The organism is Microcystis sp. LE19-10.1B (genome assembly GCF_027530565.1).
GTDB classification, from domain to species: domain Bacteria; phylum Cyanobacteriota; class Cyanobacteriia; order Cyanobacteriales; family Microcystaceae; genus Microcystis; species Microcystis aeruginosa.
Window position 1 is genome coordinate 1 of record NZ_JAPZQM010000304.1, and the last position, 15,780, is coordinate 15,780.

The 15,780-nt window shown below is 43.8% G+C and carries 15 protein-coding genes; 6 read left to right on the forward strand and 9 right to left on the reverse strand.

Annotation, left to right across the window (positions count from 1 at the left end; genetic code table 11):
- Positions 1-73 precede the first annotated feature (73 nt).
- Positions 74-1,189 carry a histidine kinase gene (locus tag O9332_RS10850; protein WP_002759628.1) on the reverse strand — a complete coding sequence of 372 codons (1,116 nt, stop codon included), beginning with the start codon at positions 1,187-1,189 and terminating at the stop codon, positions 74-76.
- 137 nt (positions 1,190-1,326) lie between these two features.
- Positions 1,327-2,307 (reverse strand): ABC transporter ATP-binding protein, encoded by a 981-nt coding sequence (locus O9332_RS10855; protein ID WP_288025448.1) that lies wholly within the window; start codon positions 2,305-2,307, stop codon positions 1,327-1,329.
- A 280-nt stretch (positions 2,308-2,587) separates the two neighbouring features.
- Here O9332_RS10855 and dacB point away from each other — a divergent pair, with 280 nt between their 5' ends.
- Complete coding sequence (dacB, locus tag O9332_RS10860; RefSeq protein ID WP_288025450.1) at positions 2,588-3,475, forward strand: D-alanyl-D-alanine carboxypeptidase/D-alanyl-D-alanine endopeptidase; 888 nt, start codon at positions 2,588-2,590, stop codon at positions 3,473-3,475.
- Between the two features lie 145 nt (positions 3,476-3,620).
- On the opposite strand, the gene O9332_RS10865 is transcribed toward dacB, so the two are convergent.
- The 3 genes from O9332_RS10865 to O9332_RS10875 form a co-directional block, all read right to left on the reverse strand.
- Positions 3,621-3,887, reverse strand: coding sequence for a DUF6761 family protein (locus tag O9332_RS10865; RefSeq protein WP_002759637.1), 267 nt, complete (start codon positions 3,885-3,887; stop codon positions 3,621-3,623).
- 135 nt (positions 3,888-4,022) lie between these two features.
- Positions 4,023-4,202 carry a hypothetical protein gene (locus tag O9332_RS10870; protein WP_288025451.1) on the reverse strand — a complete coding sequence of 60 codons (180 nt, stop codon included), beginning with the start codon at positions 4,200-4,202 and terminating at the stop codon, positions 4,023-4,025.
- On the reverse strand, positions 4,168-5,133 hold the full coding sequence (locus tag O9332_RS10875; protein WP_288025452.1) for a M48 family metallopeptidase: 966 nt from the start codon (positions 5,131-5,133) through the stop codon (positions 4,168-4,170). The genes O9332_RS10870 and O9332_RS10875 overlap by 35 nt, the downstream gene beginning before the upstream one ends.
- Positions 5,134-5,164: 31 nt before the next feature.
- Between O9332_RS10875 and O9332_RS10880 the strand changes: the two genes are divergently transcribed.
- Positions 5,165-5,320 carry a hypothetical protein gene (locus O9332_RS10880; RefSeq protein ID WP_012267676.1) on the forward strand — a complete coding sequence of 52 codons (156 nt, stop codon included), beginning with the start codon at positions 5,165-5,167 and terminating at the stop codon, positions 5,318-5,320.
- Positions 5,321-5,410: 90 nt separating this feature from the next.
- Here O9332_RS10880 and O9332_RS10885 read toward each other — a convergent pair whose 3' ends face one another.
- From O9332_RS10885 to patD, 4 genes are all read right to left on the reverse strand, one after another.
- Complete coding sequence (locus tag O9332_RS10885) at positions 5,411-7,546, reverse strand: glycosyltransferase (protein WP_288025453.1); 2,136 nt, start codon at positions 7,544-7,546, stop codon at positions 5,411-5,413.
- A gap of 233 nt (positions 7,547-7,779) precedes the next feature.
- On the reverse strand, positions 7,780-7,905 hold the full coding sequence (locus O9332_RS10890) for a hypothetical protein (RefSeq protein WP_002759643.1): 126 nt from the start codon (positions 7,903-7,905) through the stop codon (positions 7,780-7,782).
- A 55-nt stretch (positions 7,906-7,960) separates the two neighbouring features.
- Positions 7,961-9,586, reverse strand: a complete 1,626-nt coding sequence (locus tag O9332_RS10895; RefSeq protein WP_288025454.1) for a dipeptide ABC transporter ATP-binding protein — start codon at positions 9,584-9,586, stop codon at positions 7,961-7,963.
- Between the two features lie 251 nt (positions 9,587-9,837).
- Positions 9,838-10,194: a heterocyst frequency control protein PatD gene (patD, locus tag O9332_RS10900; protein WP_002759645.1), complete on the reverse strand. Its 357-nt coding sequence runs from the start codon at positions 10,192-10,194 to the stop codon at positions 9,838-9,840.
- A 223-nt stretch (positions 10,195-10,417) separates the two neighbouring features.
- Here patD and O9332_RS10905 point away from each other — a divergent pair, with 223 nt between their 5' ends.
- The 4 genes from O9332_RS10905 to O9332_RS10920 all read left to right on the forward strand — a co-directional run.
- On the forward strand, positions 10,418-12,715 hold the full coding sequence (locus O9332_RS10905; protein WP_288025455.1) for a RelA/SpoT family protein: 2,298 nt from the start codon (positions 10,418-10,420) through the stop codon (positions 12,713-12,715).
- 157 nt (positions 12,716-12,872) lie between these two features.
- On the forward strand, positions 12,873-13,871 hold the full coding sequence (locus tag O9332_RS10910; RefSeq protein ID WP_002759650.1) for an MraY family glycosyltransferase: 999 nt from the start codon (positions 12,873-12,875) through the stop codon (positions 13,869-13,871).
- A gap of 278 nt (positions 13,872-14,149) precedes the next feature.
- Complete coding sequence (gene leuC / locus O9332_RS10915; protein WP_147070132.1) at positions 14,150-15,550, forward strand: 3-isopropylmalate dehydratase large subunit; 1,401 nt, start codon at positions 14,150-14,152, stop codon at positions 15,548-15,550.
- A 20-nt stretch (positions 15,551-15,570) separates the two neighbouring features.
- Positions 15,571-15,780 (forward strand): hypothetical protein (locus O9332_RS10920; RefSeq protein WP_288025456.1); only part of this gene is annotated, 210 nt, incomplete at its 3' end.

Consider the following 15,780-nt stretch of genomic DNA (forward strand, 5'->3'; position numbering starts at 1 on the left):
CACACCCTACACCCCACACCCCACACCCCACACCCCACACCCTACACCCCACAACCTCTTTCAAGTCAGGTAGTCACCTTTTCACCCCCTTGGCCCGCGCGTTTTTAATCGGTACTTTTGGTTCGGTGGCGATGATGTGAAGATCGATATTTTTCTGCCAGATCAGACGCATGAGTTTTTGGGTGAAAGAACCTTTGATGAAATTCTTCCAGCGCGATTGAAGGCTCTCCCCGATCACAATCTGGGTGATTCGTTCCTGTTCGGCCACTTCTGCGATCGCTGATGCCACCTGATAGCTTTTAACCCGTAAGAATTTCCCCTCGAAGTCCCGACATAAACGTTCGCAGGTTTCGATATGTAAAGCCTCCTCTTTGGTGAGAAAGCGATCGGGTTTATCGACGAAAATCACGAAAAATTCCGCATTCATATACCCCGCTATCCGCGCTCCTCGACGTAATAATCGTAAAGAGTTGGGATAGGTGGAAACACAGACTAATACCCGTTCGTGAACGGGACAGAATTGACCGATAAATGTCGAATTACTCGCTTCTTCTTCCACTGTATCGGCCACTTCACGCAGGGCGAGTTCCCGGAGGGCGATTAAATTGCGCCGTCGAAAGAAATTATTTAAAGATGGTTGGATCTTTTCGGGAGCGTAGATTTTTCCCGCTAATAATCTTTCCTCTAGGGTTTCAGCGGTAACATCTACCACGATCACTTCATCAGCTTCCTCCAAAATTCGATCGGGTATTCGCTCCCGCACCACCACCCCAGTGATTCGGGCAACCAAATCGTTTAAACTCTCGATATGCTGGATATTCACTGTCGAGTAAACATCGATTCCCCGGGATAAAATTATCTCCACGTCCTGAAAGCGTTTCTCTCGCTCCGAACCAGGCGCGTTCGTGTGGGCTAATTCATCGATCAGACACAGCTGCGGCGAGCGGGCGATAATCGCTTCTGTATCCATTTCCGAGAGAGTAAATCCCTCTTTCTCTAGGATTTTTCTCGGTACGATTTCCAACCCCTCGGCTTTTGCGGCGGTCTCTTTCCGGCCGTGGGTTTCGAGCAGTCCGATCACCACGTCGGTTCCCTGCTTTCTGAGGCTATGCCCCTCCTCCAGCATTTTGTAAGTTTTCCCGACCCCCGGGGCCATGCCGATAAAAATTTTATGTCTTCCCCGTCGCACGCTCGTCTCCTTTTTGGCAACTTCCCTTGTAGATTAATACTAAATCCAGTTATTAAAAACTGATTATCTATTCCCTCTTTTGCCTTTTGCCTGTCCTAATATGTAGCCTATACTCAACGGATTTGCTCTGAGAGTGCTTATTGACTAGAGGTAATACCGCGCTGACGTAATTGGTCGATAAAAAATTCTTCTAGGGAAGCACGAGCTAAATTCAGACTAATCAAGCGAGCATCGATACTAGGCAGGGCAGCCAGAAAAGCAGCGGGTTCTCCCTGTAATTGTCCCTGCCAACAATTATCGCGCCAATGCAAACCGAGTATCCATTGCTGTAGTTGATCCTCCCTACCACCTTGAACAATCACCTGATAGACATCAGCACGACCGAGAATTTGCTCGAGGGAACCAACACAGAGTAATTCTCCCCGGGCCAACAGGGCAATGCGATCGCAAATTTGTTCCACATCGGAGAGAATATGAGAGTTAAAAAAGATGGTTTTCCCCCGTTGTTTGAGGGATTGAATAATTTCCCGCACCTGATAGCGACCGATAGGGTCTAGTCCCGACATCGGTTCATCGAAAAAGACTAATTCAGGATCATTGATTAATGCTTGGGCTATACCGATCCGTTGCATCATTCCCTTAGAATATTGACGCAATTGTTTTTTCTGGGCAGTTTTGCGGTCTAATCCCACTAAATCCAATAATTCAGGAATGCGTTTTTTCTGCACAGAAGAGGGAATTTGAAAAATGCTGGCGATTAATTGCAGGAATTCCCAGCCGGTGAGATAGTCGTAGTAGTAGGCATTTTCGGGAAGATAGCCGATGCGTTGCCTGACCGAGCGATCGCCAATTGGCTGACCGAGAATCAAGGCCCGTCCGGAAGTGGGTCGGACAATCCCCAAAAGGGTTTTTAAGAGTGTGGTTTTGCCGGCCCCGTTCGGGCCTAATAATCCAAAGGTTTCGCCCTCATGGACAATTAAAGTACAGTTTTTCAAGGATTCGATTTTTTTATTTAACCAGAATCCTGTCCGATAAGTTTTTTGTAAGTTTAACGTCTCTAGCACAGTTTGACGGCTGGTATTCGTCATTGTTTTGGAATCATCTGAGACAGAATACATGGGTCGGATATCCCTCTTCCTACACTTTGCTTTTATTATCCCCAAATTGTCACCAGCAATGTCAACGGTATCAAAATAGCCCGGTTTTGGAACCCAGAAAAATCCCAACTGGTCTTGAGAATAGGTATCAGTGTAGTTCTGGGCTATTGCCAGCTTTCTTCTCTGGCATGGGTGTGAATTAGCCGCTAAAATCTGTTAGACAGGTAACTTTGACACTTGAGCAGCAACTGGTACAATAGTGCGAACGCTTACGGAAACCAGACTCTTACACAAACACAGCATGAAACAACTCCTCAATTGCCTTAATTCCCTGACAGTGGCCAGTGTAGCCACTATCGCTTTGGCCTATCCTAGCATCGCTCAAGTTAATCTGTCTGTTTATCCCGCTCCTTCCTCGTCGAACGAATCCATAGAATTATACGTTCCCCCGCCAGAAAACAATAACACCAATAATACCTGTACTCAATCGATCGGGGCAAATATCGATAAAATTATCGGTCAAGCTCCCAATCAGTGGGGTATATTAATCGAATCTATCGATCGCCAAACAGTTATTTATAGTCATAACGCTGATCGCTATTTTATCCCTGCTTCTAATACAAAGTTATTTACCACGGCTGCCGCTTTACAAGTGATGAACCCGGAAACGACGATTCAGAAGAAATCCCTGCGCGATTGGGTTAATATCACTAATCAGAGAAGTAATAATTTCTACGCTGACACTCTTTTTCGCTTTATCGGCGGTGCTAAAAATGTTACTGCCATCTTGGCACAATTGGGCATCAATCCCAGTGGTTTTCGTTTAGCCGATGGTTCGGGATTATCCCGCCGTAATACCGCTACTCCCCGCTCGATCGTGGAAATTTTGCGGGTGATGTATTATTCTCCTAATCGAGACACTTTCTATGCTTCCTTACCGGTAGCGGGAATTAGTGGCACCCTGAGAAACCGAATGCGTCAGACGGCCGCTACTGGCACAGTTTACGCTAAAACCGGCACTCTTACCGGTGTGCGGGCCCTATCGGGTTATCTAGAACACCCCAACCAAGGACCGATGTTATTTAGCATTATCGTTAATAATCAACGGGTTTCCGGACAGGCTCTGGTGAAAGCGATCGATACTATTGTTCTACAGATGACCGAATCTCGTTCCTGTCAAGCTCGGTAGAGCGCTGGTAAAAATCGCCCTGTCTCCCGACTCCTAACTCCTCAATTCTGCCCGATGCAAGAGGTCTAATCCCGGGGCGATTCTCGCGAGTCAATCCGATTTTTTGGGCGGAATGATGGCCAAATTCCCTTAAGCCGAGATGGGGTTAATAATAGCCATAATCTGCTTCGGTTTGGGTTTGGGTTTGGGGGGAGAGATATTCAAAATTAGAGGGATCTCGCAGAAAACGAAATATTTCTTCTTCGAGACGATGAATTAGATAGGGTTCTATGGAACTAGAATGGCGTAAACAGGCTAAATAGCCTTCTACATATAGCCGGATCTCATCAAAACGCGAGCCACGGTGCCAAAGATCCACCATGTCATCGGTGAGTCTTTGATAGTAACGAATGGATTGGGTATCTTGGAGCATGGGCAGTAGAACAAAAAAGAGAGAGTGGGGGTAAGTGTGTATGGATAATCGTAGGGAGAATTGCCATTCTCGGTTCCCGATACCTCTATTGTACTCACCAAATTGGCAAAACACAGACAAGAGAATTTTCAGTGATCAGTAAAGGGTGTGGGGTGTGGGGTGTGGGGTGTGGGGTGTGGGGTGTGGGGTGTGGGGTGTGGGGTGTGGGGTGTGGGGAGAAGGGAGAATAAATAAAGGCAATCTCCTGAATCCTGTCTCCTGTCTCCTGCCTTCGTATAGATTATTCAGGGTTTCTTTGTCTTTTTGCCCGTTCAATTTCTGCTTGTAGTTCTGCTATTTGTCGCTGTAATCTTTCGCTTTCCCTATCATTAGCATCAATATTAATTGAGCTTTTTACCCCTGTTTTGGCATAGTTTCCCCGGCGAATTTGACGATAGGATTCCGAGTTAAACCATTCCTGTAGATAATGCACTCTTTCCACGGAAAAAGGATGGGTTAAAAAGGAACCATTACCGCCATTATAAATGAGAAATTTATAAATCTGGTTTAAGTTATCTTGGTCTAATTGTCGGTAGGCTTCTCCTTGGCGAATAAATTCTTCTAAGTTGCATTCATGCAGATATTTTTGACTTCCTCCTGCACATTTCATTAAAGTTCTCAGGACTACATTTAAATCATCGCTAACTAATAAAGCGGCTCTGTCTGCGGATAATTCGGCTTTTCTGCGCCATTCATAAAAGGCATAAACTAGACCAGTAGTAATGGCTTTTCCTAGTCCTAAGGTGATGCCCCCAAGGAAATTAGCCGCCCCCATCACCCAAAAAGACATTTGAATTAAAATACTATGATCGCATTTTAAATGACCTAATTCGTGGGCAAGAATTACCCTAATTTCTTCTTCATCTAATAGGTCTAAAAGGGCAGTATTAAAGACAATGTAGGGATGTTCCGAACCTAAAGAATAGGCATTCGCTGAAGGGTTTTGACTGACATAAAGATTCGGTTCTGGGGACATATCTAAATCCCGCAGACATTGGCGATATATACCGTATAAAGTGGCGTATTGACGCGGGCCGACTTTGAGATCATTGCCCATTAATAAAATTTGCTGGGGACGTTCATAGAGATATTCGGAAAAACTTTTCGCTAGTAAATCAAACCCCGGAACTGATCTTAAGGCCTGTTCAGCTTGCTGATCTAGGGGATGTTTAAAAGCTTGACTGGAGATATCAGGATAAGTTGGCATATTTTTTCAAGGAAAAAGGGGAAAGGTAAAAATGATAATTCAGTCGTTAGTCAGAAATAAACGGGCATTAATTGCCAAGTTTTTAAGATTGTCTTGTCAACTTTTTCGAGGCAACCTATGGCATTATAGTCAGGAATTACTTCTAGAAACAGTTGGCGTTTATCAAATCAGTAATGTCTCTCAATAGGTTTTTAATTCTGCAAAATTGCGGATTCTAGAGTTTATTTGGTTGCGGTGACATAGAATAGACCTGTGGGAGAAATGAGCTTTTTTCTTGTTAACTATCCTTGGCAACAATTCCTAGATTCGATAACAAAGCTTGTAGGTTAGTTTGCACGGTAGCGGGTTGGTATCTCTTAATAGTTTCTAGGGAATTATCAGCGAGTTTTTGCCACAATTCCATATTATCATAGAGTTCGATCACCGCTTGGGCAAATTCCTCGGCAGTATCGGCAATTAAAACATCTTGGTGGTCAATTAATCCCATACCTTCGGCACCAATTTTTGTGGTAATAGTCGGTAATCCTAGGGAAAGACTTTGACCTATTTTACCCTTCATTCCCGCACCAAATCGCAGGGGTGCGACAAAAATCCGACTCTTTTGGAAATAGGGTTCCACTTCGGGAACATAACCGGTAACAATCACTTGATCATTGGCTAATTCTTTCACTTCATCCTTGAGGTTACTTCCCAATAAATTAACGGTAATATCGGGACGGGATGCCCAAACTAAGGGCATAATTTCTAAACATAACCACTTAACGGCATCAATATTAGGAGGGTGATTGTAGCTACCAATAAATACTAAACCCGATCGCTGGTCAAAGGCAACTTTTTCTGACAGGGAAATTTCTTCATGGATATTGGGGATTACCCAAACATTTTTCACTCCTAAAGAGGATAATACCTGCTTTTCGTCTTCGGTTACTACTACGGTTGCTTCCGCTTGATTAGCATAGTTTAACTCTAATTTCTGATAGGTTTGCCAACTCCAGCTAGTATTTTGGTAACTGGGATCGAGATAGTCTTTTTGCCGTTTTAAACGTAGAAAATGCAGGTCAATTGTATCATAAATAATTGGTGCTTTTGTTTTTAAGCGAATTAAATCCATATACTTATCACACAATTCGGGACGACACAACCAAACTCCATCGATCAGGGGTAAATATTTGATTAATTTTTCTTCTAGATTATATCTTTGCGCTGTGCCATAAATAACTTCAATTCCCAGCTGTTGCAGTACAGAAGTATAGGGTTGTTCAGGATAGCCATTATCGGGAAAGAAAATCACTGAATAGCCTAAATTGAGCAGTAGCTTAAGAATATTTAATAAACGCACACAGCCGGATTCTCGATCGTATAGTGGAACGTAGGAATCGATGACTAAAATTGTCGGTTTTCCTTGTAAACGTCGGGCAGCTTTGGGTACATTATTAGCATCGTTATCTAGGTGTTTAGTTAATACCTTTGACCATTTTTCTCGAAACTTAGTTTGATTAATAACTTGATATTGTTTGATCCCACTAGAAAGGTCTGTTCCCGAGGTGATTCCTTCGTAGTGAATGACGTTAGATTGGGGTTGATAAAGGACTTGATAACCCAATTCTCGGAGGGCAAAACATAAGTCTGTATCTTCGTAATATGCGGGGATAAAGTCTTGACAAAAACCACCTAATTGCTTAAATAAATCTGTAGGAACTAATAAACTTGCTCCCGAACAATAGTCCACGGGACGGACATAATTATATTCCGGTTCCTCGGGACTATCTAAGCGTCCATAATTCCAACCATCGGCAGAATTCCAGATAATTCCCCCCGCTTCTTGTTGTTTACCATTAGCATAAATTAACTTGGAACCCACCGCACCAACTTGGGGATTATTGATAATTAATTTCACTAAACTTTCTAGACAATTTTCCAGAATTCTAGTATCGTTATTGAGAAAATATAGGTATTGACCTTTTGCTTGACTAGCCCCATAATTACAGGAACGAATAAAACCAGAGTTTTCTGTATTAGTTAATACTTTAATTCCTTTAACTAAAGTTGCTAATTGTTCTAAGGTTTCATCGCTGGAAGCATCATTAACAATGATTATTTCATAAGCTAAATCAGAACTTAGGTTAACACTCAAGGATTCGAGACAGTTAAAGGTGTAGGCAAATTGGTTATAAACAGGAATAATAATCGAGACTAAAGGATCATCACTACTGGCAATTTCTAGGGGTCGCGGTTCAGCTAATTTAGCACTTTCGATCACCTGTTCTTCAAATTCAGAGGAACTCTTTCCTGTGAGAATTTTAATAATTTTTCGTTTCGTCTTTTTGAGTGCTGGTTTCCATCCTTCCTCTTGGAGACTAAAGACAAATTTTTTGAGCAGTTTTTTAACTTTAAAAATAATCATTATTACCATAAATAATCCTCTAGAGAAAACCAATCTTGTGCTAAATTTAAATTTCTTTCTGCTCTAATAATAGCTCCTTCCTTTAATTGTTGCTTGAGGTAGTTTCTCTGGGGTTCCATAATATAAGTAGATGGGTGGAATTAAATATAAGATGAACGTAGGTTGGGTTGAAGCATGAAACCCAACGCCCGCATGGGTTACGCTACCGCTAACCCATCCTACAAATAATTGTGCCTCCCTACTTATAATTTAATCGCTTCATTAATTAAATTATTATATTCTTTTTCAGGATAATCACTACTCGCCAACCATCGATCGAGAAGTTGCATGGTATCTTCAGGGAGAGTTATCTGAAGTTGTCTGGCCATTTTGTCTTTCCTAACCATATCTAGACAATAACAATTATAAGCCCCTAGAGCGATTTTAGTTGCTGTCAGGATAAATTCTCGGGGCGGCGGCGATTAATTTTTGGGTGTAGGGGTGTTGGGGATGGCTAAAAATCTGTTCAGTGTCACCCATTTCAACAATTTTACCCGCAGTCATCACCGCAATTCGATCGCAGAGGAATCTCGCTAACCAAAGATCATGAGTTATAAATAAATAAGTGAGATTAAATAACTTTTGTAACTCTAACATTAACTCTAAAACCTGTGTCTGAACACTAGCATCGAGCATACTAACCGGTTCATCACAAATAACTAATTCTGGACGAGTAATTAAAGCGCGAGCAATGGCTACCCTTTGCTGTTGTCCCCCCGATAACTCCCTAGGATAGCGTCGATAAAATTCCTCTACCGGTGTCAAACCGACTCGATCTAACATTGTTAAAACCTGTTTTTTAGCCGTTTCTAGATTAACTTTTTGATGGATAAAAAGCGGATCAGCGATACTTTCTCCCACCGTCATTAAGGGATTGAGACAAGCGAGGGGATCCTGAAAAATCATCTGCATTAAGCGCCGTTTTGGACGCATTTTTTCCGCCGACAAAGGGGTTAAATCTTCTCCTAAAAATTCCACTTTTCCCCCGGTGGGTTTAATTAACTGTAATAGGGTTCGCGATAGGGTACTTTTCCCACACCCCGACTCCCCAACTAAACCGAATATTTCCCCTCGATACAGTTCAAAATTGACTTCATCCACCGCTTTAATAAATTTCTTTTCTTTCTTTAAAAAGCTATCTAAAAAGTTACCTTCTAGGGTATAATACTGTTTTAAATTATCCACCTTTAACACCGTTTCCTTGCCTTGAATTGCCGTTGATTTTTCCTCCCGTAACTGTAGGTGTAAAGCGGCGGCCAAAAGAGAACGAGTGTAGGGATGTTGAGGCGCTTTAAAAACTGTTTTTACCAATCCCGATTCGACAATTTTGCCCCCCTTCATTACCGCTAATCGATCGCAATATTCTCCCACCATCGCTAAATCATGGGAAATTAACAATAATCCCATCTGTTCCTCGCTACATAAACGCTTTAATTCCCGCAGAATTTCCGCCGAAACCGTCACATCTAAACTGGTGGTGGGTTCATCGGCAATAATTAACTTAGGGTTTAATAATAAAGCTAAAGCAATGGCCACTCTTTGCCGCATTCCCCCGCTAAATTCGTGAGGATATTGGGACCAACGATTAGCGGGAATTTTCACTTTTTCTAGGACAGTACAAGCTTGACTTTTAGCTTGACGATAGGTTAAATTTCCCCGATGAGCTTGCAAAGTTTCCACACAATGATCGCCAATAGTCATCAGCGGATCCAGTCGCGTCATCGGATCTTGAAAGACTAATCCCACCGCTTCCCCGCGAAACTTTTCTAACTGTTTGCTAGATAAAGATAAAAGCGATCGCCCTTCAAAGGTAATCTCACCTTCCACGTGAGTGCGATTGGGTAATAACCTTAAAATAGCCTTACCGATGGTCGATTTTCCACAACCAGATTCACCCACTAATCCCAGAGTTTCCCCTTTGCCTATACTAAAAGACACCCCATCGATCGCCCAAGCGGGAGAACTTAATTCTGTCGGGTAGGCAATTTTTAGGTCTTTAATTTCCAACATGACGCGATCGGTAACGATAAAAGTTAGGACTTAAGTAAGTAGTTATAATTAAATCGAAGATAGATTTTGCCTCTGATCCCCCCTGCCCCCCTTGATAAGGGGGGTGCCGATAGGCGGGGGGATCCCCCTTGATAAGGGGGGTGCCGATAGGCGGGGGGATCCCCCTTGATAAGGGGGGCATCTGATAATTTTTAACGCCTACCTACTTAGGGTCAAGTATGCCACACAAACGGCGATCGAGCATTTAATTACTAATCGACAACTGACCCTAACAAAACCCGACAATACCCCTTTAAAGTCGCCACTCGCTCGCTAATTATCTGTAAACGTTTCTCCCGTCCTTGCCGCGCCGAGGCCAAAAATAACCAATCCGTCTCCAGCAATCGCCACGATCGATATAGTTCCGTCTGGAGCGCGCGCCAACGATTAGCCACCTCTGGGCTGAAATTGTCATCATTTAGTGACAATATCTCCCCTTCTAGACAGGTTTGTAAAGCTTGAAAAGATTGTAACCCCGTGGAAGCATCCCCATCCAGAAGGGCAAGACTGAAATCCTCCAGTTTTCTTAACAAAGATTTGTAAGCTTGATGGTAATTTGTCGGTAGCATCCAATACAAAGCGCGTTAGAATTTGTTACATAAGATTAACGATTTGCCGTCACGGTTGCAAGTCCTCTTCCCGATCAGAGACAAAAACTTAAAAGAATCCCGCCCTTTTCGCCGATCGATCCGATTCCAGTGTTAGAGAGTTAAGTAATCTGGCATCCCTTCGGCCTAATAATTTTCTAGTTATCCGTCTCCTCCCCCCCCCTATTATCCCCCCGATCTAACCATGAACGCCATCACTGCCATCCAACCGGAAACCCTCACCGCCCTTCCCCGGGCCACGGAACCGAAAAAAGCGTTAGTTTTACCCGATTGGCTGAAAGAATGCCTGATTACCTACGAAAACGACCCCCAGAATCCCGATATCGATTTAATCTCTAGGGCTTTTAATTTCGCCCACAAACTCCACGAGGGCCAGTATCGCAAATCCGGGGAACCCTATATCGCCCATCCCATAGCTGTGGCGGGATTACTGCGGGATCTGGGGGGTGATGGGGCAATGATCGCGGCGGGATTCCTTCACGATGTGGTGGAAGATACGGAAGTCACCCCCGAAGAAATCGAGGCTAGATTCGGTGTTGAGGTGCGTAATTTGGTGGAAGCGGTGACAAAACTCTCCAAATTCAACTTTTCTAGCAAAACTGAACGGCAAGCGGAGAATTTTCGCCGAATGTTCCTGGCGATGGCTCAAGATATCCGCGTCATCGTGGTCAAATTAGCCGATCGCCTGCACAATATGCAAACCCTCGAACACCTCACCCCGCAACAGCAGCAACGCATCGCCCTAGAAACTAGAGAAATCTTTGCTCCTCTGGCTAACCGTTTAGGGATTGGCAGATTTAAATGGGAATTAGAGGATTTATGCTTTAAATACCTCGAACCCGATGCTTATCGCACCGTGCAGTTATTGGTATCGGAAAAACGTATCGATCGAGAGGCCCGCATCGAAACCGTCACTAACACATTGCGGGAAAAATTGCAAGAAATTGGCATAAAAGTTCTTGATTTACAGGGTCGCCCCAAACATCTCTACGGCATCTATCATAAAATGCACAATCAGGGCAAAGAATTCGAGCAGATTTATGATATTGCCGCCGTCCGCATTATCGTCGAAACCAAAGAGGAATGTTATCGTTGTTTAGCCATAGTTCACGACCAATTTACTCCGATTCCTAACCGTTTTAAAGACTATATCGGTTTACCAAAAGCTAACCGTTATCAATCCCTCCATACCACCGTTGTTGGTTTAAATGCCCGTCCCCTAGAAGTGCAGATTCGCACCCTAGAAATGCACCACGTTGCTGAATACGGGATTGCAGCCCATTGGAAGTATAAAGAAACCGGTTCTAGTCACACAACTTTAACCGCTGAGGATGAAAAATTTGCTTGGCTGCGTAATCTGCTCGACTGGCAAAAAGACCTTAAAGATGGCCAAGAATACATGGATGGCCTGAAAAATAATTTCTTTGAAGAAGATATCTATGTTTTCACCCCCAAAGGTGATGTGGTGGCTCTGGCCCAAGGTGCGACACCGGTAGATTTTGCCTATCATATTCATAGCGAAGTAGGTAATCAGATGAAAGGGGCAAGAATTAATGGTAAATGGTCAGTTCTTGATGCTCCCTTGCAAAATGGTGATCTGGTGGAAATTCTCACCAGCAAGCATAGTCACCCTAGTTTAGATTGGTTAAATTTTGTCGTTACTCCTAGCGCCAGAAATCGCATCCGGCAATGGTACAAAAAATCGCGCCGAGAAGAAAATATTAGCCGGGGTCGTGATTTATTAGAGAAAGAATTGGGTAAAACTGGCTTCGATGCCCTGCTGAAATCGGAACGAATGCAATCGGTGGCTAAACAGTGCAATTATGTGGCAGTAGATGATTTATTGGCGGCCTTAGGTTACGGCGAAGTTACCCTAAAAAATGTGGTTAATCGTCTGCAAGAAACAGTTAAAAATCAACAGGAAATTTTAACGGTCAAAAATCCGCCCGATGTCCTGACTGATTCCCAATTGATTCTACCACCTTCTCCCGTTCAAAGGGCTTTACCCGTTAGTAAATCACCGATCGCCGGTGTGGAGGGATTAGTCTATCGTTTGGCCGGTTGTTGTTGTCCTTTACCAGGAGAAAATATTACTGGTATAGTTGCCCATGCGGGGGAAGGTATTGTTATTCACCGTCAGGGCTGCTCGAATGTGGAAAAAGCCGAAGCTGAACGCTTAATTCCTGTTAGTTGGAACCCCCTAGATGACCAGGGACGTTATCCAACTTATCCAGTAAATATTCAGATTGAAGTGATTGATCGCGTCGGGGTTTTAAAAGATATTCTCTCTCGTTTAAGTGACCAAAATATTAACGTTCGCAATGCCGGAGTTAAGACTAATTTCGGTAAACCCGCTTTAATTTCCCTGAAAATTGAAGTAAAAGACCTGCAACAATTTGAACGCTGTGTTACTCAAATTAAGCTGATGAGCGATATTTTAAACGTTCGTCGCATCAGTCAGGTAAAAAGCGATCGAGAGTAAGTTAAACCTAAAATTTCTGCTAATATCCCCCAAACTTCAGAGTGCCTTAGCTGTTGAAGTGCGATGCTGACACTGACTAAAACCACGATGGCAATATCGGCACTTTTTGTCACCGAACAACGTAGGATCGATAATTAATCTGAGTGCGAAAATCCCTATGTTATTATCCCTACTCTCAGTTATCAGTTTTCTGATTAGTTTTCTGGTGGTTGCCCTGATTAAACAACGTTTTAGCCAACAATTGTTAGATATTCCCAATGAGCGTAGCAGCCATAGTCAACCCACACCTAGGGGGGGTGGACTCGGTTTTGTCGTCGCTTTTGCTCTGACTGGCTGCCTCAGTTATTTTCTCCTTCCTCCTTCCCTACCTCTCATTCCCCTGTGGTTGTCCCTGACTCCTTTAATTATTATCGGCCTTCTCGATGATCGTCGCGGTATTCCCTCTAGTATTCGCTATTTAGTGCAGTTATCCTCCGCTAGTGTTGCGGTCACTTTTTTCGGTGCTTTTCCCCAATCTTGGCTATTAGATTTAGGTTTTGTCGGCAAAATTTTGGCTGTTATTCTCACAATTATCGGCCTGACCGCGATGATTAATTTTTATAATTTTATGGATGGTCTCGATGGCTTGGTGGCTGGCTGTACGGCGGTACAATTAGGATTTCTCGCTCTCTATTTTCAGCAACCAATTTTATGGCTTTTAGTGGCAGCTTTAGGCGGTTTTCTCCTCTGGAATTGGTCGCCAGCGAAAATTTTTATGGGTGATGTGGGTAGCACCAGTTTAGGGGCAATTGTCGCTATGGTTTTACTTAATAACCAGGGCAATCAAAGTCAGGCTTGGTCAGCTTTAACTATCACTTTACCTCTGATTGGTGATGCTATTTATACCCTTATTTGTCGATTATTAAAAAGGGAAAATATCTTCCAAGCTCACCGCAGTCACCTTTATCAAAGATTACAAAAATCTGGCTTGTCTCATTCACAAGTAGCGATTATTTATATGGGGGTAACTCTCCTGATTGCTATTAGTGTTAACTACTTAGGAAACCTAGTAGCATGGCTGAGTTTACCTCTGATTCTAGGATTAATTTTTTTCGGAGAAATTTATCTGAATAGGAAAGTTAGCGAGCATAATTTAGCAGTGACAAGAAAAGAATAATTTTTTATTGCTATGGACTTAGGGGTTAGTCAAACCCAGAGAATGTTAGACTAAATCCTATTTAAAAATTATAGGATCGGGGGGTAAGGAGCAGCAGGAATCACTCAAATAGTTATTGGCTAAAGTCTTTTATTTTACTCAAAAACCGATGGTTTTAATCTGGCAAAAACTGAGCTATTTATCTATTATCCCTCCTAACCAAGAGAAAAGAAAAAATTAATATTTATCGGCCAGGGTTAGCTGATATGATCAAGGAGATGACTATCATTCCAAAGTCAATGAGCGCAAGAACATTATTCGATAAAGTCTGGGACGCACACACGGTTAAGATTCTTCCCAGTGGACAGACACAATTATTCATCGGACTGCATCTAGTCCATGAAGTCACCAGTCCCCAAGCTTTTTCGATGCTGAGAGAAAGGGGTTTAAAAGTATTATTTCCAGGACGGACTATTGCCACCGTCGATCACATCGTCCCCACCGAAAATCAGGCGCGTCCTTTCCTTGACGATTTGGCCGAGGAAATGATCCGGGCGATCGAAACTAATGTTCAAACCAATCATATTCCTTTCTATGGCATCGGTTCCGGCAATCAGGGCATAGTTCATGTGATCGCTCCCGAACGGGGTCTAACCCAACCGGGGATGACGATCGCCTGCGGTGATTCCCACACCTCCACCCACGGCGCTTTTGGGGCGATCGCTTTTGGCATCGGCACTTCCCAAGTACGCGATGTTCTTGCTACCCAAACCCTATCCCTATCGAAATTAAAAGTGCGTCGAGTGGAGGTAAACGGCGATTTAAACCCCGGTGTCTATGCTAAAGATGTAATTCTCCATATTATCCGTCAATTAGGCGTTAAAGGCGGTGTTGGTTATGCCTACGAGTACGCTGGTAGTACAATTGAACGGATGTCCATGGAAGAAAGGATGACGATTTGTAACATGGCGATCGAAGGTGGGGCCCGATGTGGTTATATCAACCCTGATCAAATCACCTACGATTACCTCAAAGGTCGTGATTTTGCGCCCAAAGACTGGGAAAGTGCGGTTAATTGGTGGGAAAGCATTAAAAGCGATGCCGATGCGGTTTATGACGATGTGGTGGTCTTCGATGCCGGCGAAATCGAACCCACAGTTACTTGGGGGATTACTCCGGGCCAAGGAATCGGGGTTAACGAAGTCATTCCCACTCCCGAAAGTTTACCGGCAAGTGAAAGAGCGATCGCAGAGGAAGCCTATCAATACATGAAACTCACCCCCGGCACCCCGATTAAAGGCACAAAAATCGATGTCTGCTTCGTCGGTAGCTGTACTAACGGCCGGATCAGTGATCTGCGCGAAGCGGCCAAATTTGCCCAAGGTCATCGTGTTGCCCCCCATGTGAAAGCTTTTATCGTCCCCGGTTCCGAAAGAGTCAAAAAACAAGCGGAAGCAGAAGGATTAGACCAAATTTTCCTAGCATCGGGCTTTGAATGGCGCGAGGCGGGCTGTTCCATGTGTTTAGCCATGAATCCCGATAAATTGCAGGGAGATCAGATCAGCGCCTCCTCCTCCAATCGTAACTTTAAAGGTCGTCAAGGTTCCGCTTCCGGTCGTACTTTGTTGATGAGTCCGGCGATGGTGGTAGCGGCAGCAATTAAAGGGGAAGTCACCGATCCCAGGGAGTTGTTAAATTAAATAGGGTTTGCTGAAAAAGTTTGTTACTGGGGTCAGGAGTCAGGAGTCAGTATTCAGGAGTCAGTATTCAGGAGTCAGATGTGAGTTTTCAGTTCACTGATTACTGTTTACTGATCACTGAAAAAAGCTTCTCCCCACACCCTACACCCCACACCCCACACCCCACACCCCACACCCCACACCCCACACCCCACACCCCACACCCCACACCCCACACCCCACACCCCACA

What these genes read in the sequence shown, in the direction of transcription:
- dacB (WP_288025450.1), top strand. Translation starts at nt 2,588, where the DNA reads ATGAAACAACTCCTCAATTGCCTTAATTCCCTGACAGTGGCCAGTGTA.
- O9332_RS10885 (WP_288025453.1), bottom strand. Translation starts at nt 7,546, where the DNA reads ATGGTAATAATGATTATTTTTAAAGTTAAAAAACTGCTCAAAAAATTT.
- O9332_RS10875 (WP_288025452.1), bottom strand. Translation starts at nt 5,133, where the DNA reads ATGCCAACTTATCCTGATATCTCCAGTCAAGCTTTTAAACATCCCCTA.
- O9332_RS10890 (WP_002759643.1), bottom strand. Translation starts at nt 7,905, where the DNA reads ATGGCCAGACAACTTCAGATAACTCTCCCTGAAGATACCATGCAACTT.
- O9332_RS10865 (WP_002759637.1), bottom strand. Translation starts at nt 3,887, where the DNA reads ATGCTCCAAGATACCCAATCCATTCGTTACTATCAAAGACTCACCGAT.
- patD (WP_002759645.1), bottom strand. Translation starts at nt 10,194, where the DNA reads ATGCTACCGACAAATTACCATCAAGCTTACAAATCTTTGTTAAGAAAA.
- O9332_RS10910 (WP_002759650.1), top strand. Translation starts at nt 12,873, where the DNA reads ATGTTATTATCCCTACTCTCAGTTATCAGTTTTCTGATTAGTTTTCTG.
- O9332_RS10905 (WP_288025455.1), top strand. Translation starts at nt 10,418, where the DNA reads ATGAACGCCATCACTGCCATCCAACCGGAAACCCTCACCGCCCTTCCC.
- O9332_RS10855 (WP_288025448.1), bottom strand. Translation starts at nt 2,307, where the DNA reads ATGTATTCTGTCTCAGATGATTCCAAAACAATGACGAATACCAGCCGT.
- leuC (WP_147070132.1), top strand. Translation starts at nt 14,150, where the DNA reads ATGAGCGCAAGAACATTATTCGATAAAGTCTGGGACGCACACACGGTT.
- O9332_RS10895 (WP_288025454.1), bottom strand. Translation starts at nt 9,586, where the DNA reads ATGTTGGAAATTAAAGACCTAAAAATTGCCTACCCGACAGAATTAAGT.
- O9332_RS10880 (WP_012267676.1), top strand. Translation starts at nt 5,165, where the DNA reads ATGATAATTCAGTCGTTAGTCAGAAATAAACGGGCATTAATTGCCAAG.